This window comes from uncultured Parabacteroides sp., assembly GCF_902493135.1.
In the GTDB taxonomy this organism is placed as follows: Bacteria; Bacteroidota; Bacteroidia; order Bacteroidales; family Tannerellaceae; genus Parabacteroides.
Window position 1 is genome coordinate 38,793 of the sequence record NZ_CABUOD010000024.1, and the last position, 22,725, is coordinate 61,517.

Genomic DNA, 22,725 nt, shown 5'->3' on the forward strand with positions numbered 1-22,725 from the left:
TTTACAATGTCTTCTTGATTTCCGTTTCTTCGTATGCCTCGATGATATCGCCAACCTGGATATCATTGTAGTTCACAATGTTCAAACCACAATCCAAACCGGCAACCACTTCCTTCACATCGTCCTTGAAACGTTTCAAAGATTCCAATTCACCGGAGTGAACCACGATGCCGTCACGGATCACGCGCACCTTGTTCGAACGCTTGATCTTGCCTTCACGTACCATACATCCGGCAATCGTACCCACTTTCGTGATCTTGAATACCTGCTGCACTTCCACGTTGGCCGTGATCTCTTCCTTGATTTCCGGCGAAAGCATACCTTCCATTGCGCTCTTCACTTCTTCGATCGCATCGTAGATGATCGAGTACAGACGGATTTCGACTCCTTCTTTCTCTGCCAGACGACGCGCGGGCAATGCCGGACGCACCTGGAACCCGATGATGATCGCATCGGAAGCGGCAGCCAGTACGACATCCGATTCGGAGATCTGGCCGACAGCCTTGTGGATCACGTTCACCTGGATTTCCTCTGTAGACAGACGAATCAGGGAGTCTGACAACGCTTCAACGGAACCGTCCACGTCACCCTTCACGATCACGTTCAGTTCCTGGAAGTTGCCGACTGCGATACGGCGGCCTATATCATCCAGCGTAAGCATCTTCTGCGTACGCAGACCCAACTCACGCTGCAACTGTTCGCGACGGTTGGCGATTTCGCGGGCTTCCTGGTCTGTTTCCAGTACGTTGAACGTATCGCCGGCTTGCGGAGCCCCGTTCAGACCGAGGATCAGAGCCGGTTCGGAAGGACCGGCCTGTTCGATACGCTGGTTACGTTCGTTGAACATCGCTTTTACACGACCGAAATGGGTTCCGGCCAGTACGATGTCACCGACTTTCAGCGTCCCGTTTTCAACCAGCACGGTAGAAACATATCCACGTCCTTTGTCGAGTGAAGACTCGATGATGGAACCAACGGCACGTCTCTTCGGATTCGCCTTCAAGTCGAGCAAGTCGGCTTCCAGCAATACTTTTTCCAGCAGGTCTTCTACCCCGATACCCTTCTTGGCTGAAATTTCCTGGCTCTGGTACTTCCCCCCCCAGTCTTCAACCAGGTAATTCATGTTAGCCAGCTCCTCCTTGATCTTGTCAGGATTGGCATGCGGTTTGTCGATCTTATTGATGGCAAATACGATAGGTACGCCGGCAGCCGAAGCATGGTTGATCGCTTCGACGGTCTGCGGCATGACATTATCGTCGGCAGCCACAATGATAATCGCGATATCCGTCACCTTGGCGCCACGGGCACGCATGGCGGTAAAGGCCTCGTGACCCGGCGTATCCAGGAACGTGATACGGCGTCCGCTCTGCAACTTCACGTTGTAAGCACCGATGTGCTGCGTGATACCTCCGGCTTCACCGGCAATTACGTTTGCATTACGGATGTTATCCAGCAAAGAAGTCTTACCGTGGTCAACGTGTCCCATCACCGTAACGATAGGCGGACGGGCAACCCAATCTTCTTCGTTGTCATTTTCTTCATCGGCCTTGATGGCTTCCACCACTTCGGCACTTACATATTCGGTCTGGAAACCGAATTCTTCGGCTACGATATTAATTGTTTCCGCATCCAGGCGCTGGTTGATGGAAACCATGATGCCGATACTCATGCAAGTACCGATAACCTGCGTCACAGGAACATCCATCATGTTGGCGAGGTCGTTGGCTGTCACGAATTCCGTCAACTTCAATACCTTGCTTTCCATTTCTTCCTGTTCCATCAGTTCGTGTTCACGCTTCTGGAAAGCATCGCGTTTGTCACGACGGTACTTGGCGCCTTTATTATTCTTATTGCCCTTGTTGGTCAGGCGGGCCAGGGTTTCCTTTACCTGCTTCTGTACATCTTCTTCGCTGATCTCCGCCTTCACCGGCTTGCGCAGGCGCGGCTTACGATCGTCGTTCGGACGTGACGGACGTGCATTGGTTCCCGGCGTATTATTTACGTCTACGCGATCTTTTTTGATACGATTACGCTTTTTCTTTGCGTCTGCACCGCCTTCTCCCGGTTTGACGGGAGCGCCGGGCCTTGACGTCGCATCTTTCGGTCCCTTGTTGAAAGGCCCGTTACCCGACTGTTGTCCCGGCTTGTTACCGGCAAACTTCTCACGCTTGTCTTCACGCTCTTTCTTGCGTTCCTCCTTCGTCTTTTTCTTCGGACGGGTAGACTGATTCAACGCGTTCAGGTCAATCTTCCCGGTCACCTTGATTTTCGACTCGAACTTCGGAGTATTCAACCGGAATAATTCCTCTTCAGAACCGTTGCCGGCAGATGCCGCCGGTTCCTCGGATTTCGCGGTCGTTGACTCTACATTTGCAGCTTCCGGCTCCTGTACAGGCTCCGGTTTGATCACTTCTGCTGGTTCCTTTTCCACAACTATAACTTTTTCTTCTTTTATCTCCTCAGGCTGCTGTTTCACTTCCGGGATTTTCACCTCAGGCATTTTCGCCTCTGGTGCCTCTACTTCGGGAGCTTTTACTTCAGGGGCTTTCACCTCCTGAACCGGAGCTTCAGCAGTTTTTGCAGCAGAGGTCGCCTCCACAGGCTTCTCCGCTTTCTTTTCCACAGGAGCGGAAACAGGCTGTTGCTGTGCCTCCTGCGCTTTTTTATGCGGTCTGTCCAGATCGATCCGGCCCTTCGTCACGATTTTAGGCTTGAATTCTTCCGGTATTACAGTCTTTATTTCCGAACCCTTTTCTTCTTTCACAGAAGAAGCCTCCCTGTGAGGACGTTCGGGCACAACCCGCTCACGCTCACGTCCGCCGTTCGGTAAATCTTTTCCAAACTCTTTTACGAGCAAAGCATACTGTTCATCACCGATTCGCGTGTTGGGATTGTTGTCCTCAACCTCGAACCCTTTCTTGCGTAGAAACTCAACCACCGTGTTGATTCCTACATTTAATTTCCTTTGTACTTGTATTAATTTTATGGGCATATCAAACTTTGTCGTAATACTTATTCCTGTTCCTGGGTTTCATCCTGTTCTTGGATTTCCTCCTGTTCCTCTTCAAATTCGGCAGATAAGATAGCAAGTACCTCGTCAACAGTCTGTTCTTCGAGGTCGGCACGTTCTATTATCTCTTCGCGGCTCATAGCCAATACGCTCTTCGCCGTGTAGCACCCGATATTCTTCAGTGCTTCGATTACCCAGCTGTCAATTTCATCCGAGAATTCATCCAAATAGATGTCCTCTTCATCTGCACCTTCCACATCACGGAAGACATCGATGGCATATTCGGTCAGCATACAGGCAAGTTTGATGTTCAGACCGCCTTTACCGATAGCCAATGAAACTTCTTCAGGACGAAGATAAACCTCTGCCTTACGTTCTTCTTCGTTCACTCGTATAGAGGAAATTTTTGCCGGGCTTAATGCACGCTGGATAAACAGCGATACATTGGATGTATAATTAATAACATCGATATTCTCATTTCTCAGCTCGCGAACGATACCGTGAATACGGGAACCTTTCATTCCGACGCAGGCGCCGACCGGATCGATACGGTCATCGTACGACTCTACGGCCACTTTTGCCCTCTCTCCCGGAATACGTGCAATCGCCTTGATGGTAATCAGGCCATCGTTGATTTCCGGTACTTCAAGTTCGAACAAACGCTGCAGGAATAATTTGTCTATACGGGAAAGAATGATCTTCGGATTGTTGTTGTAGTTATCCACCCGCTGTACGATAGCACGTACGGTTTCACCTTTGCGGTAAAAATCTGTCGGGATCTGTTCTGTTTTCGGGAGCAGCAACTCATTACCCTCGTCGTCCAACAACAAGATCTCTTTCTTCCATACCTGGTAAACATCGGCTGCGATGATGTTGCCGATTTTATCCTTATATTTAGCAAACAAGCTGTCTTTTTGCAATTCAAGTATCTTTGAAGCCAGCGTCTGGCGCAGGTTCAGGATGGCGCGACGTCCGAAATCGGCAAAATGCACTTCGTCGGTCACCTCTTCGCCTACTTCACAGTCGGCATCGATCTTACGGGCCTCGGTCAATGTCAGCTGAAGATTCTCGTCTTCCAGTTCGTCATCGGCGACAACCGTACGGTTTCTCCAGATTTCGAAGTCCCCTTTTTCCGGGTTGATAATTACGTCGTAATTTTCATCCGTACCGAACATTTTAGCGATCACGTTGCGGAATGAGTCTTCCAACACGCTGATCATCGTATCTTTATCTATATTTTTCAACTCCTTGAACTCAGCAAGTGTGTCAATCATACTGATTGTTTCCTCTTTCTTGGCCATAATCTTTTTACTTGAATCTTATTAGGTATTTTGTATATTTTATTTCATCGAATGTATATGACTGGTCTTCCTGGACAGTCACTTTACGCTTGGCTCCTTCGGGCTTCACTTGTTTTTCAACAGTGACTACCACCCCGTTTTCGTCGGCCGACTTCAATACGCCGGTCAGCTTCGTGCCGTTTTTAAGCAGCATTTCCACTTCATTGCCTATATTTTTCACATACTGGCGAAGCACTTTAAACGGAGATGTTATCCCTGCGGAACCGACTTCCAGCTCGAAGTCTTCCACATCCCGGTCCAGGTGACCTTCCACATAGCGGCTCAACTCCGCGCAGTCGTCGATACAAACACCCTCATCATTATCTATTTCTATGATAATCAGGTTACCTGGTTTAATTACTACATCTACTAAATAATTGCCGGAAGAAGCTAATTTCTCTTCTACCAACTGACTTATCACGTCCTTTTCAATCATATACATACAGTTAAGAACAAAAGAAGGGGACTGCCCGCCCCCTCCTCATCTTCGCTTAATCGCCTGCAAATATACAAATAATCAGTGAGTTTTCAAATAAATATATATTTTTTCTGCATGTTATGGGATTTATCGCGTACATATTGCACATATGTCTCAAAAGCAAGCGTATGTCAGAACATTTGGTCATTACCCGTTTTTTTCGTTCCTTTGCCCCCGAATATAAGGGGTGCTTGCCGAAATGACGCCCGGAAACAGGAAGGCAGGCTGAGATTATACCCATTGAACCTGCACGGGTAATGCCGACGAAGGGAGAAAAGTGTATCTTCAGTAAAAACAGCCCACCTCTGCTATTCCTTTTAAAATTCAGGTTATCAAAAAGAAAAAAGGATGAAAAATGTTCTTATTATCGCCTCATCATTAGTGGCATTGTCGGCACAAGGCAAAACGATCGGGCCTGCCGACTCGCTGAAAATCTCAAAAGACATCTCGCTGGACGAAGTGGTCGTGACCGCAACCAAAGTAGCCAAAGATACGCCTGTCGCCTACAGTGAATTGACAAAGGACGAGCTGAACCGCCGGAACGACGGGCAGGGAATCCCTTTCCTGATCCTCCAATCGCCATCCGTGATCATGACATCGGATGCCGGAACAGGTATAGGGTATTCCGGATTCCGGATCCGCGGGACGGATGCCAACCGTATCAACATCACTGTCAACGGCGTACCGGTAAACGACTCCGAGTCTCACACGGTCTTCTGGGTAAACATGCCGGACTTCGCCTCCTCGGTCGATAACATCCAGATACAGCGTGGAGCCGGGACCTCGACCAACGGAGCAGCCGCCTTCGGGGCCACCGTCGCCATGCAGACACAGAAATCGGAGTTGAAACCTTATGCCGAATATTCAGTCTCGGCCGGTTCGTTCGGAACAGTCAAAAACATGGTCAAGCTCGGAACCGGACTTCTACAGGACCATTTCGTTTTCGATGCCCGTTATTCCAATATCCAAAGCGACGGGTACATCGACCGGGCCGATGCCAACATGCACTCCTACTTTGCCTCAGCGGCTTATTACGGAGATAATACCCTGATCCGCCTCCAGACCTTCGGCAGCATCGAGAAGACCTACCAGGCGTGGACCGGTGTCCCCTCCTATCTGCTGAATGCAGACCGCACCTACAACCCTTGCGGGGAATATGAGGAAAACGGCGTCACCAAATATTACAAAAACCAGACGGACAACTACCGACAGCAGAACTACCATCTGACCGCCAGCCAACGCCTGAGCGACTTCTGGAACATGAACCTGACACTCCATTACACGCATGGAACCGGTTACTACGAAGATTACAAAAGCGGAGCCAAATTCAAAAGCTACAAACTGCCTCCTTATATAAACAGCGAGGGAGACACCCTCGCCAAGACAGACCTTGTCCGCCGCAAATGGCTGGAAAACGACTTTTACGGAGCCATCTACAGCGCCAACTACCGGGGAGAGCGCTTGCAATTCTCCGCCGGAGCCGCCATCAACCGCTACGACGGCGACCACTTCGGACGTGTCATATGGGCGAAGCAATCAAACAGCCTTCCCGAACCGGACTACGAATATTACCGGAACACGGGCGACAAACTGGACTATAATATGTACGCCAAAGCCAATTACCAGTTCCATCCCAACCTGAACGGATATCTGGACATGCAATACCGGGGCATCCACTACACCATCAAAGGCAGCGACGACAAAGCCGGCGACCACGTGGATGTCGACAAACGCTGGAACTTCTTCAACCCCAAGGCAGGCATTAACTTCCAGAAGGGAGGCCACAACGCATTCGTATCTTTCTCGGTAGCCAACCGCGAACCGAACCGCGACAATTTCACCGAAGCCGGCCCGGACGAACGTCCGCAACATGAGACACTCTACGATTACGAAGCCGGCTACGGTTTCGGCAATTCCCGCTTCCACATCGGAGCCAACCTCTACTTCATGGACTACAGCAACCAGCTGGTCCTGACCGGCAAGATCAGCGAAATCGGCGAAGCGCTCACCTCCAATATCAAAGACAGTTACCGGATGGGAATCGAATTGACCGGAGGCGTAGAAATAGCCCGCTGGCTGGACTGGAACGGGAACCTGACTTTAAGCCGGAACAAGATCAAGAACTTCACCGAAAGCATCGAGGTCTACGACGCCGACTGGAACTACCTGCGTGAGGACCGCAACAACTTAGGGACGACCACTATCGCCTTTTCGCCGGACATCATCGCCAACAGCATGTTCAATTTCAGTTGGAAACAATTCAGTGCAAGTTTCAACTCCCAGTTTGTCGGCCGCCAGTATATCGACAACACCTCTTGCAAAGACCGCTCCATCGATCCTTATTTCGTAAGCAACCTGCGTGTCGGATATGTTTTCAAACCGAAGTTCATGAAGGAGATCGCACTCGATGTCACGGTTAACAACCTGTTCAACGAGCAATATGAGACCAACGCCTGGGTCTACTCGGCAATGGTCGACGGCGAACGCTATAAAGAGGACGGTTATTTCACCCAGGCGGGAACTAACGCAATGGCACGGGTAACATTCAGGTTTTAAACAATGGAACAACTACTGGAATATTTCGGAGTACTGACCGGTCTGCTCTATCTCTTTCTGGAGATAAGGCAGCATCGCGCCATGTGGGTCGTCGGCTTCCTGACTTCCCTTGTCTATGTTTTTGTCTTTTTCTTTTCAAAGATATATGCGGATATGGGATTGAACATCTATTATGTAGCCATCAGCATATACGGTTTCTGGCAATGGACACGCCGCAGGGGCGGGCAAGAACAAACAGCGGAAGCCGTAGAAGCAGCTCCCCAGGAGGTGATCCTCTACCGCGACATGACGCCCCGTCTTTTTGCCGGGATCAGTTTTTCCATTGTCGTCCTGTTTGCGTTGCTCTATTATGCCCTGCATCATTTCACCGATTCGCCGATCCCGGCAGGCGATGCTTTTACCACTGCTGTCGGGATCGTCGCCACCTGGATGCTGGCACGCCGGATCGTCGAACACTGGATATTCTGGATCATCGTTAACTGCGTCTCCGTCTATCTTTATTGCCTGCGTGGACTTTATCCCACAATGTTTCTCTATATTTGCTACGCCATATTGGCGGCAGTCGGATTATACACATGGAAAAAGAAAGGAATAAGAACAAATGATAGCACCTTATAATTGCGTAGTCGTGGCAAACGGCAGCTTTCCGCAAACAGCTTTACCGCTTCGTCTCCTGCACGAAGCCTCTGTTGTCATCGCCTGTGACGGAGCCGTCGAGGCGTTGGATAAAGCAGGCATCATTCCGACAGCGATTGTCGGCGACCTGGACAGCATCCCGCCCCGCTTCCGCCAACGCTATGCCGACCGCATCCATATCGTGGAAGACCAGGAAATAAACGACCTGACAAAATCCGTCCGCTTCGCCCGCCGGTCCGGGCAACAGGAAGTCCTGATCTTAGGGGCTACCGGGCTGCGCGAAGACCATACGTTAGGCAATATCTCCCTGCTGATGGACTACGCCCCGCTGTTCCGCCGGGTAGAGATGCTATCGGATTATGGGATCTTCACCCCTATCCAGCAAACGACAACACTGGACAGCGAGCCCGGAACCCAAGTGTCCCTTTTCTCCCTTGCCCCATCCGGCAGGATCTCGATATCCGGACTGCGTTGGCCCATCCACAATCGCCAGCTGACCTCTTGGTGGCAAGGCACATTAAACGAAGCGACAGGCAACAACTTCACCGTCACCCTCTCACCGGACGCCCGGATCATAGTTTACCGCACCCTCTAAATAATACAGTTCAATTTCGGCCGATAAATCATCATTTGTATGTTTCAAATATTCTTAGAACTAAAAAAGTCCCGAAGGGGATCTTGCGATCGGCCTTCGGGACAAAATACACCCTCAATTTTACAACTTAGTATTTATTCAAGCCTCACGGCTGTTTAATAAAAATGCGAATCAACCACCTGTCACGCAGGCAACTTATTCAACTGAGAAGCTTTCCATTCGGGAAAACCATCAATACTGTCATAGATGTGGAACTGCAACTTGTCATCTGCCACCCTTTTCAACTCCGTTTTGGGAGCAAGCGGCAAACACATGTCATCCACCGCAAACAGTGCTTTTAACAAAACCACATCGTACCCCTCGCGGATTACTTCTTTCTGTAATACCACCGGCACATTCAGTCTGGCCAGATAATAAGCAGAACGTTCATACGCGCACCATGCATTACCTTCGAGATATAAGTAGACACCATGCTGGTTGTCTATCTCATTCATCAAAACATTTTCGACATCTGCTATACGTTCCATAATCTTAATTCTTTAAAATCCTCAATCTTTTATATGCAAACTTTTACCGCAAAGATACAGGCTAACTATATATCCGCTACCATGCAAAAGTATCAATTATGCTACTCAAAACTATCAAACAGTTGATTATCCGCCTCTTTCTTACGTAATTCGTCCAAATTGGCCGCTGCCCCCTTCACTCCGGCAGCTTTTGCCTGTTCCAACAACTTTCCTGCCTCATCCAGGTTTCCTTCCAGCAGATTCAACACGCCGCGGGCATGTACCGCTTCGGGACTGTTGCCAGCCTTAGCCAGATACGTACGGGCTGCCTCCAGGTCGTGTTTCGACAAGGCGATATTGGCTGCGTTCAGGTTGGCGACAGGATCATCGCCGTACATGCGGACCGCAATCTCGAACACCTCGTTATAGTCCTTGCTGCCGATCTCGTAGCTGTTGGCCACCGCGAACATTTCGCTCAAGCTCAGCTGCTGCGGACGCGTCTTGATAATCTCGCGGCCTTCCTCAACCGTAAAGAAACGCACCTGGTAAGCGACACGGTAGTCGGAACGGCGCAACGAAGGATAGATATTCTTCAACACATACCGGTAAGGAGCCCCTCCGTCCAGAGCTGCCAGCTTGGCGTCTTTCTTGTCCGGGTCGTCATTACTGTCGATGATAGCCAGCACAGCCTCCCGCGAAGGGACGCTCCGGTCGGCCTCCACTTTCGCTTTCAGGCCTTCCCAATCTTCGGAACCGTTTTCCAGCGTGAAAAGCTCCGGTTTGAAGTCATGCTTCTTCCTTATATATTCGGAAAGCGCTTTCACACGATTGCCGGCCAGGACCGTATTGGACTTGTAGCTGCCTTCGGGCGAAGCAAAACCTTTCAGGATAATGCCTTCGAGCGTGATGTTCTTATCGTTTACGACCGTACTGATCGTATTGTCGATCTTCGCCAGTTCCACCGCATTGTTACGGAAATCCGGCAGGATCGCATATTTGCCCACCTGGAAATCCAGATAAGCAGTCCCCACCTCGGCACGATGTTTTACCGTTTCCGCTTCCGGAGAGATATAAGCCAGGGTAGGCTGTACCTCATACCGTTTGTCGGGACGGGTCAGGACCTTGTCGGCTATCACGAGCGGCGTGCCCTGCGCCTCTTTGCCGCAACCGCACATGTTCGGGACCAGCACGAAACGGGCGTCTTTCATCCACGCTTCAAACGGGATTACCGTCTTATAGTTGATGACGCTTTCGCTCTTTCCGGCCTGCACGACCAGGAAGCGAGGCTCATCCTGCAAATTGTTCAACGCGATCTCGCGGTCGTACACTTTCTGGCTGATCCGCCCGTTCAGCAAGATGGAAGGCAAGCCCTCTTTCTGCGAAGCCGATTCCAAGACCGGTGTCAGGGAGAGATTCTCACGGGATTTGATCTGGCTGCCGTCGACCGTGATCACGGCATCGATCAGCAATTCGTTTCCTTTTTGCTTCAATTCGTTACAAACCACTTTTACCGGAGCCTGAGCCAGGATAGCCGGCGAAACGACAGCCAACAGAGCTGCCGCCATATATAATTTCATTGTTTTCTTCATAGCGCCGATTATTTAATAAAGTAAATGATAGAAAGAGCAGCCTTCGTCACCCCGAAATAATCTTTCGTCTCGCTCTTCTGAACCGTACCGCACGATGCGCACGGATATTTATCATAGTCCAGGTGCGCCCATCCGATACCGATCACCGCCTCCATGCTCCAACGATTGCTCAGCAGCCACTGGTAGCCATAGGACAGTCCGGCTCCGTAGAGGTTGCCCTGGTACCGGTAATTCTCCATATTTTTACTCAGGAACTTGATCCCGCCGACATTATAATCGGCATAATGGGCATGCACCCCGAGAAAATGGCCGTTAAACTTCTCACATAGCCAATAACGTGCTTCCGGCTGGACCATCCAATGTTTCCAACGCATGTCGTCGCCGAACTTCCATCCGTTGTAGTTACCGGACAAGTCCAGCGTCCACTTCTTGCTCAATCCCATCTCAACACCGAGGTTGATCGTCGCAGTCGCGTCGTACAGCAAGTTTGACTTTACCGCAAACTTCTGCCCATAGACGTTCGTCATTCCGGCCAGAAGCAAAAAGAGGAAAAGTACTTTTTTCATACACTTCATTTTTAATTATCTTTTATTTTTCTATCCTATATTAAACAACAAAGGAGATAATACAGTTTATCCCGACACAAAAATATAATAAGTCTTTACCCTACGCGGTAGGTGCACGTTTCAAGTTTCACAGGCAAAGCTACCAAGAACAAGGCGTTTGATATAAATACCGATGAAAAAGGGGCAGGACGATAGAAATACCGATTAACACACGGAAATATTATCATGCCGATAAAATCATCCAACAGGCTTCACCATAAAAAGGATCAAGAAGACAAAAAGCAGCCAAAAGTTTGATGTATGATTAAAACTTTTCCGTATATTCGCAAAAGTTTGATATATGATTAAAACGAAAGAGAGGTTTTTATGAGGATTATTAGCAGTCGTGAATTTAATGACAATCAAAAGTTGTACTTTGACTTGGCAGATCAGAATGAACAAATTATTGTCCAAAGAGGAAAAGACAAGGCTTATATGCTTATCCCCATTACCGAGTCAGATAGATTGTCGACAAGTTCTGCTCTGATAAACAAGATCAGAGATGCCGAAAGAGCCATTCGCGAAGGAAATACGACAAAAATCAACGATATTGATAATATATGGGAAAGTATTCTATAGAAATTGAAAACGAAGCCAAGAAAGAACTTGCAGCCCATTACAAATCGGGAGACCGGAAAACGATCAAACGAATTGAGAGGATATTTAAGGAGTTAGCGGAAACGCCTTATGACGGCATAGGTTCGCCCGAACCCCTTAAATATGAACTTTCCGGATATTGGTCAAGACAAATAAATAAAAAAGACAGGCTTATCTATAGAGTAAAAGAAGAAACCATTACCATCTACATCGTCTCCGCCATAGGTCATTATGACGACAAATAGAAGAATTGGATACTCTCGCATCCCAAAGTGATAATATCAGACATACGCAATCGGGCTAAATGATAAAGGCTACAACAACAAGAACTGTAACTGAAAAAACGATAACCCTTGTTGTTGCAATATGAAGATACAATGTGTACTTCTGCTTATGCTTACAAAAAACTTTTAGAAAATAACAAACGTTGAAGGCGTAGCCCCTATTTTATAACATTTTCTAAGTATCACTACTTAACTTTCAATTAAGCTCCTGACTTTGCTTGATAAAAATTCCGACATTCCGAAACAGGATGTCGGGGAAATAGGAATTTTTGTAAAAAATAAAAACATTGACAAAGAGAGAGGCTTCAGTCCAAGGATACACCTTATGACTGAAGCCTCTTTACTTCTTATACTAAACTACAACTGAAAATGAGAACAATTGATCTATTTAGTGTTTAATAATCTTTCACACAGCGGACTGTAGAAACACTGTTTCCACTCAATGTTAACCAATTAAACTTTCCATCCCCACTCCATCTTGTCGTATACAAGTCTTTCTTATAAGTCAAGTCCGAATAAGTAACTGCTCCGATATTTCCAATATTGGCATTAGAATATCCCGCAATCAACGCCAATTCTCTCTGATTCGGAATACGATAACCCTCCGGACAGGAAGAAGGCAGACTCCCTCTCCCACTATCTTTATTGTAAGATAGCGTACCGTTCTTCAAGTCAGAAACCACAAAACTACTATGAGGATAATTCAATGTTCCACCACTATGTTCAGCATGAAAATCAATCGAAGTATATATTTCCTTTCTTAATGCGGATGGATCCACACGTGATAAATCAATACTTGTTACGATCTTGTCAAATCCGCGAGTTGGAATTACATAATCCAATACTTCCCCATCGGTAGGTGAAGTCGGAGCCGATTCTTCTTCGTTATTGTGAGCATAACCTAAATTGCGGGCACAACGCACATAAAATCCATAATATTTTTCAGAACCGGTAGAAACACCTTCCTCCGCCCAAAAACGAACACCATTACTGGATAAATAGTGATTTTCCAAACGATTATCTTTTGTACCATTACTACCATCTTTAATAGAACTTACAGAATTTTGTAACAATCGAGCTTCCGAAGGCAAAGCATCCTGTCCGATCCATAAACCGATATATTGGTTGGTTGCAGGCAAATACCAACGAACTTCATATGGATCGATTTTTCCGTTACCATTCAAATCCCGATTACGCTGAAAACATGCATATTCTGCTGTCACTGTGCTTTTATTCGTATTCGTTTGATAATCGACATAATTATTCCAACCCAAATTCCCAGCTTCTGCCAGCCATTGGAATGTATTATATCGTCCATTTGTTTTCGTATTCGTTTTATAAATCCATTTATAATAAGCATCAACCCATTTGCCTTTTTCCCAATGCCCTTCAACATAATCACCTCTTTTAGGATACATACGCCCATCTTCACATTTCGTCTCGATACCCCATGCCGTAGGTAGAACACTTTCAGAAAGTTCCTTGTTATAAATGGTCTTGATCGAACGCTGATTGATCATAATATTTGATTTAGTCAAACTGCTTTGTTCGTCCAAACTGTATTTCGTATCGCACAATATATGCATCTGGCGGTTATCGCAATTCACAAAATCTCTCCATTGAGCAGTACTGCTACTCGCCGGTTCCTTATCATAATAAAATTCATTGACGAATACAGTATAAGTGACTGTACCATCTGCATCCCAAAAATCATTATCATTACGATGAGTATATAGATCGCGCAACAACTGCTTAATATCCCTTAGGCACCTCTGATCATCCGAGTTATTATACGAGGAATTATCCGTGTGGCTCTTAACAGATGTATAATCGGCAAAAGTCTTTACTTCTGATGGATTTTTTACAAATTCGACCCATTGATAATCATTCAGATTATCAATCACTACCTCTCCATTCTCTTTATCAATCTTAAACTGCCCGCTTGTCGAAGTCGGTTTTTCATAAGGTGTCCTCACCATTACCGACAAATTAGAAATTGCATCCTTTTTGAAAGTAACGGTTTTTACTTCATAGTGTGCATCCAACAACAGATTCTGGTCGGAAATAATAACATCGCCTTCGCTTCCCGGTTGTTTTTCCTCAAAATTTTTGCCATCTTCACTCGATGTTACTTCAAGAATAATATTTTGGACATCCTTGACTTTGACAGTGTAAGTATAGAACAGATTCCGTTCGCTGTTAAAATCGGAAGCAACCTTATTCACATAACCTAAATGAATTGTGTAGCGGACATCGGCACTCAATTTAATTTCTCCATTGGACTTATATTCATAATAAGTACCTCTTAATACCACATAAGTCGAGAGCGGATCTGCATTGAAAAACGGATCTTCAGGACGACCTCCTTTGTCTTTTTTATGTTCACGCTCAGCATAGTCGTCAATCGGATTCAATGCCGCTTTACGATTCTCCAACATATAAAAAGTAAAACTACCGCCCAAATACTTTTGAGCTTCAAGATTCAGAATTTCAAACTTCGCTTCCGGAGTCTCGAAGAAATCATCAGCTACCGTAGCGGCATCGGTAGTTTGCTCTATAATATTGCTTTTTTTCGGCACATTTACAATCTTCCAATCACGAGGGATAAACTCTTTATTTGTCTTATCATATAATTGAATGTCAAATTTTATCTTCGAATCCAGATGCCTTAACCAGATTTTACCTGCTGTCAATGTTATTTTATCTCCTTCCGTAGTTGGTCTCGGAATAACGCATAAACCTAAGCTGGTAGTTGCAGAAGAAGAACTTTCTCCCCAATAGCCGCTCATGACAAAACCTTTCGTAGAAGGACGCTGAATAAGATCACCATTCAACGAGGCTGCTATTTCTTTCAAATCATCAAATTCGTCAACAGCGGAATAATCGATTCCGGTGATATTATCAGAATTGACATTGGCCAAAGCGACAATATATTTCTGTCCGGAAGTAATAGTACGAGGCCACACTACACTTCCGCTATTTCCGGAACCTTCGGTTTGTGACAGGTTATTAAAATCCGCCTGATCTTCCAAAGTCTTATCCGAACGGAAAATAAAGATATGAAGATCATTTACCTTGTTTTCCGCAACTGTTCCCATGTCGGCTTTTGTCTCTACCTTGTCGAATGCAAAAGAAGACACATTCAAAACTACAGAGACAGGGACACCTTCGACTACATCATCTTTCTTGATCAAATCTTCATCCTGGCAAGCCGCAAACAACAATAAACCCCAAATAAAGAAAATGGTTTGTATGCTATATCGTTTCATATTTCTCATTTTTTTAATTCACATTCATTCTTGAAATTACATCTCTATACGCTTATTCAAATGGATCTGGATTTACAGTCACTTGTTTCATGTCTATCACTTCCCATTCAATTTCAGGAGAGACATCGAAAGAAGGACTATATGTCCCTTTCACTTGATAAACATGGCCTTTCGTTATTGTTGATCCTGGAATTGTCAATGAATAGGTCTTTGTATTATTCAGATCGCCGGTTCCTGCTTCTGTGCGTATAGGCGTTCCAGTTCCTTCATCAATAACTCTACCGCCTTTCGAAACTTTAAGCCATGCATCAACAGGGAATTTCTCCGGTTGCCCCGCCCAATCATAAGCATAATGCTGAGTGGGTTCATTTATCCATCTTCCCCGATAAATCTTATAACCGTATTGTCTGTATTTCTTACGATACACATTCTTGCTTTCCCCAGTACCTACTACTACACTCAAAATGAGATCATTCTCACCAGGTTCGTAAGTATAAAACCGTGTATTAAAGGATGACATTGTAAGAGCCTGATATTTTGTATTTTCTGGCCTTTCTTTACTCCATATTGCAATATCCGATTCTTTATTCAATCCTGCTAACGTTGTTTTACCTGTCAGAAGTCCTGTTACAGGAACTTTAACATCACAATCGACATCACGTCCATAAGCTACAATCTTGAAATCTGTGAGATAATCATTATAATCTCTTTTACCGTCTTCTTTCACCTTTGCACGAAAATAAAGAACTCCCCGTTCAGGTTGAAGTTTTTCATATACTTTATCACCTTCATATACATCAGTCTTTCCATTATTGAACCACTTTTTTCCTGCATCATTCCATTGTCCTTTGGAATTCATAAGAGCAGATGCCCGTGCATACTTAGCATCTTTAATAGTCAAATAATTACTAATCGTACTTTTTATTACCTCAAAACCAATATTATCTTCAATTTCGTTTTCATCGGTTATATCATACATCTTCTCTGCCGATGCATCCTGAAAAACATATTCATGCGTAGCTTCATCTGCATCTTCCATCGAACCAGCATCTCCCGATTGTGTAAGAAGCATATCAATACCAGATGATAGCTGAACAAGTGATAACCTGAGTTCAGTTGTTCCTTTCTCTACTGTAAAAGTTTTATAACCGACTTTTACTAACTCCTCTGCAAGAAAAGGATCTGTCACGACGCTCTCTGCCTGGTAGCCTGAAAAGTTACCCCATTTGGTATCATTAAAATCCCAAGTCGAGGGATAGTTGGCAATCACATAAACAGAAATAGAACCTTCCGGTATATTATCAAAATGAGCTTTATACTCTGTTGATATACCCTCCGTCCCTTCTACTTTCTGTAAACCTTGCGATTGTCCATCACCATATTCACCATGTGCGATTCGCTTACCATTCTCAAAAAGAGCCACATGATAACGTACAACATTTACTTCTTCATAATATGGATCTATCTCATCACCTACAGCTTTCGTTTCTCCTCCTCCGACAGACAACGCTATTGAAAGTCCTACACGTTCTTTATTATCGACAGCCATTTCTGAGGTACAAGCTGCCATTCCTACAACCGCAGCTAAACAACCTATTAAACTCCTTATCTTCATAATATATTAATTTTACCCGTTTACATTAATTTCTATTCGCAGTCAAATTACCATCAACTAATACACCTCCGTCAATCCATTTGTCGATAGAAAAGATCACATCCAGATCTACTTGTTCAGGTCTCACTGATGCAGTCAAGTTAATCCGGTAAATATAGCCAGCTTCTACAGCCTTCAGATTATCGTTTTTTCCTTCAATTACGATTTTCTTTGTACGAAGTTGAGATTGAACTCCAATCTTATAAGAAATTTCCAAATACATTTCTTTATCATCTTCCACGTTTGAATAATCGTATGCAAATGTCCGGAAAAATACATTATTATTAGCTAAAATATTTTTCCCTACGCTTGAAGAACATTCAGCCTCACCAGTATTACAAGAAGGCAAACCATTGCGAAAGTTCCAATCAGATGGCTCTGCAAGAACCGGGCCGATAACGGCTCCATCTACTCGGCCTCTTGTATTTATGTTACACAACTTCACTCCCATCAATGTTACGTCTACATTATCAGAACCGATTTGCTTCTTAACATTAAACGAAGCAAGTTCTACACGTGCATAGGCTTGTTTCACTGCAACATTCACGGCATACGAATGTGCTAAAACGCCATCAGTACCGTTAATCTTTTCATAACCCGGATATTCAGATCCGTCAGCAAAGATCCATGTAATATTGGATTCACCGAACTTGGCACAATCAGCCAAATTAGTAGAAGCAGCTTTCACTTGTGTCCCTGTAGTGTAATTAGATACAGTTGAAGCAGTGATGTTAGAATTGGCTATAACCATTAATTTTAAGGTATTCACTTTTTTTGTAAGGAAACCAAAATCGGCTTTAGGAGTACAAACGTTACCAGACTGCGAGAAATCTCCATCAGCTTTGTTCAATAAAGCATAATCAATAACATTGTCTCCATTTAACAAAAAGATGACAATGTTATTAACTTCTTGATCTACTGTATTATCTGTTCCTGCATCAGTTACAGATTTTGTTGTTAAGCCATTCATATCCAACTGGAAAGAGACCAACGCTTCCTTAGAAGTACTTGTAGAACTGTTTATTTCTTTAGAGATGTCATTCATCACTGTCTCATCGTCCATCGAGCAGGATGCCATTGCTGCCAAGAAGCAAAAAAACGATAGTATATTCTTTAGTTTCATAACCCTAATATTTTTTCCATTTAACTTACGAAGGCAAAAGTAGGGGGAATATCAAGAGGGGGCGATAGGCGAAACTTTCAAGATTAATAGGTAAAAATACCAGAGGAAAGATTGAGAGGCGTACCCTTTAAATGCGATAGAAATAACTACAAAACAGGTGATTCTGATAGGAAAGAAGGCGAAAAGGAGAGATTTACGGATTTTAATAGAATTACCGTTATTTATGAAAGGTTTGGCTATGCAATAGTATCGTGGGGATTAATAGAAATGTCAGAAGATTGGCTGAAAATTAAAACAGAGCCTGTAGCCCGTCAGCCATAAGAGCGGACAAGATAGCGGCTAAGATGACCAAAAAGAGCCATAAAACACAACGGCTTGCGAATACAAGCGCTGCCTTAAAGCGTTCTTTACGAATATGCCCGGCCTGCCTGTCAAACAAGATTTCCAATTTCCGGTATTGTAAATAGCTTTCTTCAAACAATTTCATCGATTTTTCCGTGTCCTTCGACTCTTCTATTTTAGCCGTAAAAACTGCCTTTACCGCATACCTCTTCAAATCACGGTAAGAAGTCCATTCCGTACCAGAACCCATTTTTAATGGATCCATATACTTCATTTTCTTTTCATATCTTTTCACCGTATCCGACAAAGAAGCATTCAGTTGTTTAAAACAATCCAGAATCAGACGCCGGATGTGACCCTCCGCCTTATCTATTTCTTTCTTCTGCCTCTCGATTTCTTTATGCTTCATCTCCGGATCATTTAAATCGATGGAACAATCATAATAGCAACGGGCTATATGATCGTTAAAAGCCCTGATTTCATTTTGCAAAGCGTGACTTATTTTGCCCGAACGCACCTCGACTTCGATTAGCAGCGGCTTGACCACCTCATTGTAGCTTTGGTACAAACCTTTCACACGCTCCCGATCTTTTTTTTCTAAAATCAACATAAGCCCTATTTATTTAGAATTGAAAAAAGATAAGATTTAACCTCGCTTGGATAAAAAAAGGAAACGACAGCGGATATCAATATAGGAAATATCCAAATAAAAAGTTTACTTTTGAAAGATAAATGATACATGGAAACGGCGCGATTCACTTCGCAACTTTTAAGATTGAGGAAATCCTCCAACTTTATATAATCTTGATAAGCATCCTGATATAAAGTCAAAGCCTCGGTGGCAGAGAGCCACCTCTCCCTCTCCTTTGCTAACATCAATTTGGATTCTGCTGATTTCTTCATCCTTGTATATTCCTTGAAGAAAGAGCCGTCATTGATAGCATTCAAATCTACATTCCGGGTTTGTTCTTCAAAAAGCTCTATCACCAAAACTAATGCTGCATTCAAATATACATACAAATATAATTTGAGCTGTGTCAGGTGCTTCAAAGCCAACTCTATCGATTCGTCATATTCTTTTTCGGTAACGGATTCACGATACCCATTCGCCATATAATCATTAAAGAAAAAAATTTCCGCCAACAAAGGTTCTGGAAATTCTTCAAACCGAGCTTCTATTTCAGCTACTAACGGTTTGATTTCTTTATTATATAATGTATACAGTGCTTCTCTCTGGCGTTCTATTTCATTTTCAGGTATCAAAGCTACTTCAGATATTTACAAATGATCCGTCTAACGTCCTCCAAACTCAAAATCCTTCCTAAATACAGATATACAGAACCTCTCGGAGAAAGATGTTTTGTTCCCTTATGACTGAACTTCTTCTTATTTATAGCTGATATGGATCCGATAATATCAGAGATAGGCCTTGTGGTCAATGCATTATAATCCAACCCTGTAGATTCATGCAGAAGTTCTTTAGTCTCTATACTTAATTTAAAGTCAGTCATTTTTTATCTGTTACAATTTGGGGAACAAAGATACGCTTATTTCTTTATGCTCACAAATATAACGCATAATTCCTTAAAGTGTTTCATAATAAAGTGCTTAATATTCCAAATATGATATTATTTAAATCTGCTACACAAAAAAACAGGCAACCCGTGTGAATGGATTGCCTGTTCCCTATTTAAACCTGTAGGCTAATTAATTCGCATCTTCTTCATTCTGTTCGATCACGTTCCACGGGGCAACAACGATTTTTGCGGCAACATGGGCGTTCAGCAAGATTTCATCTTCGTTAGGAGAACCTTCACCGGTGATATTAACTGTGATCTTATACATATAATTAGGTAACACCTTCTTTTCACCTTCCCTATTTAAAACAACATGGAAGTGACGTGTTTGAGCTGTTGCAGAGCTATTAAGTTTGAAATCACCTTCCAAAATCAAACGGGTTTCGTAGTTTTGTGTAATACCATCACCTGCTGCTTTTTTAGTTCCATTATAAGCAAATGCATAAAATACAGGTTTATCTGTATTAAAAGTATGTCCATTTGCAGACACCATAGAAAGATGGGTAATATTCAAATCTTTCGCCAATTCATTTTTAACATTATTATCATTATCAGGTATGATCAAATACTGTTTTACTTCCCAAGAAGCAGATTGGAAACCTTTCCATAAAGCGGCTGCATTCTCCTCTCCGATACTGCCTAAAGGAGAAGTCGAAGGAACATTTGCCAAGAAGACCTTTTTCAAATCGAAAGTTGCATCTTTATAATTACCACCAGCAAAATTAACAGAGACTTTTTCCAACTGTACCCGAGCCACCAAACGCTCCAAAACAACAGCGTTAGTAGAAGCAGTTCCCTGAGTTACAGCAACAACAGTTTCTCCTGTAGCATTATTTATCCAGTTCTCAGTATGATTTTCACCTAAAGGTTTCACTCCTGAGAATTTCACCTTCTTTACCATCGGCAAGAAACAGGTTCCTGCAGCCATTTTGGAACGTGTATAGTTATCGATCGTAAGCGTCTTTTGTTCTTCAAATGCTGCTAATGTAGCGACAGTCGAAACATTCACATTTGCAACCAATACGGCTGTAAACGTTTCGTTAGAGGCACTCACACCATCAGAAGAAGCGACCTTGATGGTAATACATTTAATCTTATCAATAGACTCAGTAACACCTTCCTTCCGTATAGTATCGCCACGTCCGACCAACTTACCACTCTCATCAAAGATCAGGGCTGTAAGTTGATTCACTAATTTTTCATTTTCTTCACCTCCATCTGCTTCAACTTCGTGTCCATTAGCTTTTGTCATAACCTCAGTTGTTACACCAAATGACACCAATGCATCAACGGGAGCAGCCGGGCCATTCGCATCGTCGTCCTTCGAACAGCTTGCCATCGTGCAAACTGCCAAACCTGCTAAAAAAATATTCCGTAGTTTCATCCCTTTATTATTTTAATCGTTTATACTTTATTTATTTTACCCTCTCGCTATTTTACTACTGCTTCCTGGTTGACAGGGCCCCATCCTACGACTTCAACATTCACGCTCAAGCCACCTGTGGAAGGGGTCGGGGGTGTGGGAGGATCAGGAGGGGTCGGGTCATCGATGTCGATGCCTTCGAAACTGTTCGGGCCGAAAGTGATGTTCAGGCGGTAGATGTAATTCCGTTTCACATACTTATGGGGATCCCCTTTCAATACGACCCCGTTCTCATTGATGGTAGCGGCAAACTCTTTTGTTTCTGCCTGGTAGTCGGCGTTCGCCAGGATGGTAGCGTTCACGACAAGCTGTGTCGGATTGCTGCTGTCCGTATTTTCCATCACATACTGGTAGAAAGGCGTTCCGGAGAGCGGAAGGTCCTGTCCCAAAGTGACAGCAGCACTATTATCCGTATTCCCGTCGACCATTACTGCGCCCCAGTAAGCCGTGCTGGCAAAACGGGAGGCGGTTTTCCGGTTGGCGAAATAGATGCTGTTGATGCGGACGGTACGCCCTCTCAACCTGCTGTTCGTTCCGAAATCGGTCGATGCGCTCCTCAGTTCGATGCGGGCAGCCAGACGGGTCAGTTCCAATGGGGAAGAGATATTGTTGATGTTGGTCTGCGTCGCATATCCGATATAGTTATCGCCTTCATCCAACCGGTCGTTGGAGGCAATCACCTGGGCGCTCATGGCAAGGTTTGACTGCGACTGGTCGGACAGCTGCGCCAGACGGCCTTGGAAATCACTGTAGGAAGTCACTCCGCTGAAAGCGTTCGCCGGGACATTGGCAAGGATGGCGATGATGGCATTCGTCGCTTTTGTCGGGACGTTCAGCACGGTGGCTTCTCCGCCGGAAGCAGACATGCCGTCCGTCCAATAAGGATCGGCCAATATCTGCGAACCGTCGGCGGTAAATGAAAGAACCGCCACGTTATTTATATTTGTCTCGCCGGAAAGGGCATTATTGTCACCATCCGCCTTCGTCGTCCCCGAAGCAGAAGCTTTCACCGAGATATTCAGTTTCGCATCCTTCAGGTCTTTCACATTCACCGGCTGGCTGTCTTTCGAACAGCTCGCCAAGGCGAACAACGACAAACCGACTGCTATTATATTTCTTATTTTCATATCTGTACTTCTTT

18 protein-coding genes and 1 riboswitch are annotated in these 22,725 nt (G+C 44.6%); of the genes, 5 read left to right on the plus strand and 13 right to left on the minus strand.

Annotated elements, in window-relative coordinates; all coding sequences use genetic code 11:
• Nucleotide 1 precedes the first annotated feature (1 nt).
• The 3 genes from infB to rimP are packed head-to-tail and all read right to left on the minus strand — an operon-like array spanning nt 2 to nt 4,786.
• The gene (infB, locus tag RDN79_RS11920; RefSeq protein WP_298549951.1) at nt 2–2,992 is read right to left on the minus strand and encodes a translation initiation factor IF-2; all 2,991 of its coding nucleotides are present in this window, start codon (nt 2,990–2,992) and stop codon (nt 2–4) included.
• Nucleotides 2,993–3,012: 20 nt separating this feature from the next.
• Nucleotides 3,013–4,311, minus strand: a complete 1,299-nt coding sequence (gene nusA, locus RDN79_RS11925; protein ID WP_298549950.1) for a transcription termination factor NusA — start codon at nt 4,309–4,311, stop codon at nt 3,013–3,015.
• Between the two features lie 7 nt (nt 4,312–4,318).
• The gene (gene rimP / locus RDN79_RS11930; RefSeq protein ID WP_298549949.1) at nt 4,319–4,786 is read right to left on the minus strand and encodes a ribosome assembly cofactor RimP; all 468 of its coding nucleotides are present in this window, start codon (nt 4,784–4,786) and stop codon (nt 4,319–4,321) included.
• A 215-nt stretch (nt 4,787–5,001) separates the two neighbouring features.
• Nucleotides 5,002–5,117: riboswitch (TPP riboswitch) on the plus strand.
• A gap of 59 nt (nt 5,118–5,176) precedes the next feature.
• On the opposite strand from rimP, the gene RDN79_RS11935 reads away from it, so the two are divergent.
• Genes RDN79_RS11935 through RDN79_RS11945 form a run of 3 tightly spaced genes read left to right on the plus strand, consistent with a single transcriptional unit; the run spans nt 5,177 to nt 8,615 of the window.
• The gene (locus tag RDN79_RS11935; protein WP_298549948.1) at nt 5,177–7,384 is read left to right on the plus strand and encodes a TonB-dependent receptor; all 2,208 of its coding nucleotides are present in this window, start codon (nt 5,177–5,179) and stop codon (nt 7,382–7,384) included.
• Nucleotides 7,385–7,387: 3 nt separating this feature from the next.
• Entirely contained in the window at nt 7,388–8,002 is a 615-nt protein-coding gene (gene pnuC, locus RDN79_RS11940) for a nicotinamide riboside transporter PnuC (protein WP_298549947.1), read from the plus strand.
• Entirely contained in the window at nt 7,986–8,615 is a 630-nt protein-coding gene (locus RDN79_RS11945) for a thiamine diphosphokinase (RefSeq protein WP_298549946.1), read from the plus strand. Before pnuC ends, RDN79_RS11945 begins: the two co-directional genes overlap by 17 nt.
• A gap of 182 nt (nt 8,616–8,797) precedes the next feature.
• Here RDN79_RS11945 and RDN79_RS11950 read toward each other — a convergent pair whose 3' ends face one another.
• The 3 genes from RDN79_RS11950 to RDN79_RS11960 all read right to left on the minus strand — a co-directional run bounded on the left by RDN79_RS11950 (nt 8,798) and on the right by RDN79_RS11960 (nt 11,276).
• Nucleotides 8,798–9,142: a hypothetical protein gene (locus tag RDN79_RS11950; protein WP_298549945.1), complete on the minus strand. Its 345-nt coding sequence runs from the start codon at nt 9,140–9,142 to the stop codon at nt 8,798–8,800.
• 101 nt (nt 9,143–9,243) lie between these two features.
• Nucleotides 9,244–10,710, minus strand: a complete 1,467-nt coding sequence (locus RDN79_RS11955; protein ID WP_298549944.1) for a DUF3868 domain-containing protein — start codon at nt 10,708–10,710, stop codon at nt 9,244–9,246.
• Nucleotides 10,711–10,718: 8 nt separating this feature from the next.
• The gene (locus RDN79_RS11960; protein WP_008154165.1) at nt 10,719–11,276 is read right to left on the minus strand and encodes a DUF3575 domain-containing protein; all 558 of its coding nucleotides are present in this window, start codon (nt 11,274–11,276) and stop codon (nt 10,719–10,721) included.
• A gap of 366 nt (nt 11,277–11,642) precedes the next feature.
• Between RDN79_RS11960 and RDN79_RS11965 the strand changes: the two genes are divergently transcribed.
• Entirely contained in the window at nt 11,643–11,894 is a 252-nt protein-coding gene (locus RDN79_RS11965; protein ID WP_298549943.1) for a type II toxin-antitoxin system Phd/YefM family antitoxin, read from the plus strand.
• A complete protein-coding gene (locus tag RDN79_RS11970) occupies nt 11,876–12,157 on the plus strand; it encodes a Txe/YoeB family addiction module toxin (RefSeq protein ID WP_298549942.1) in 282 nt (93 codons plus the stop codon). Before RDN79_RS11965 ends, RDN79_RS11970 begins: the two co-directional genes overlap by 19 nt.
• Before the next feature lie 434 nt (nt 12,158–12,591).
• On the opposite strand, the gene RDN79_RS11975 is transcribed toward RDN79_RS11970, so the two are convergent.
• The 7 genes from RDN79_RS11975 to RDN79_RS12005 form a co-directional block, all read right to left on the minus strand.
• On the minus strand, nt 12,592–15,465 hold the full coding sequence (locus RDN79_RS11975; protein WP_298549941.1) for a fimbrial protein: 2,874 nt from the start codon (nt 15,463–15,465) through the stop codon (nt 12,592–12,594).
• 52 nt (nt 15,466–15,517) lie between these two features.
• Nucleotides 15,518–17,080 (minus strand): hypothetical protein, encoded by a 1,563-nt coding sequence (locus tag RDN79_RS11980; protein WP_298549940.1) that lies wholly within the window; start codon nt 17,078–17,080, stop codon nt 15,518–15,520.
• Between the two features lie 25 nt (nt 17,081–17,105).
• Nucleotides 17,106–18,242 carry a hypothetical protein gene (locus RDN79_RS11985; RefSeq protein WP_298549939.1) on the minus strand — a complete coding sequence of 379 codons (1,137 nt, stop codon included), beginning with the start codon at nt 18,240–18,242 and terminating at the stop codon, nt 17,106–17,108.
• A 289-nt stretch (nt 18,243–18,531) separates the two neighbouring features.
• Nucleotides 18,532–19,194 (minus strand): hypothetical protein, encoded by a 663-nt coding sequence (locus RDN79_RS11990; protein WP_298549938.1) that lies wholly within the window; start codon nt 19,192–19,194, stop codon nt 18,532–18,534.
• Between the two features lie 5 nt (nt 19,195–19,199).
• Entirely contained in the window at nt 19,200–19,847 is a 648-nt protein-coding gene (locus RDN79_RS11995) for a hypothetical protein (protein WP_298549937.1), read from the minus strand.
• 444 nt (nt 19,848–20,291) lie between these two features.
• Complete coding sequence (locus RDN79_RS12000; RefSeq protein ID WP_298549936.1) at nt 20,292–21,545, minus strand: fimbrial protein; 1,254 nt, start codon at nt 21,543–21,545, stop codon at nt 20,292–20,294.
• Nucleotides 21,546–21,592: 47 nt separating this feature from the next.
• Nucleotides 21,593–22,711, minus strand: a complete 1,119-nt coding sequence (locus RDN79_RS12005) for a fimbrial protein (RefSeq protein ID WP_298549935.1) — start codon at nt 22,709–22,711, stop codon at nt 21,593–21,595.
• Between the last annotated feature and the right edge of the window lie 14 nt (nt 22,712–22,725).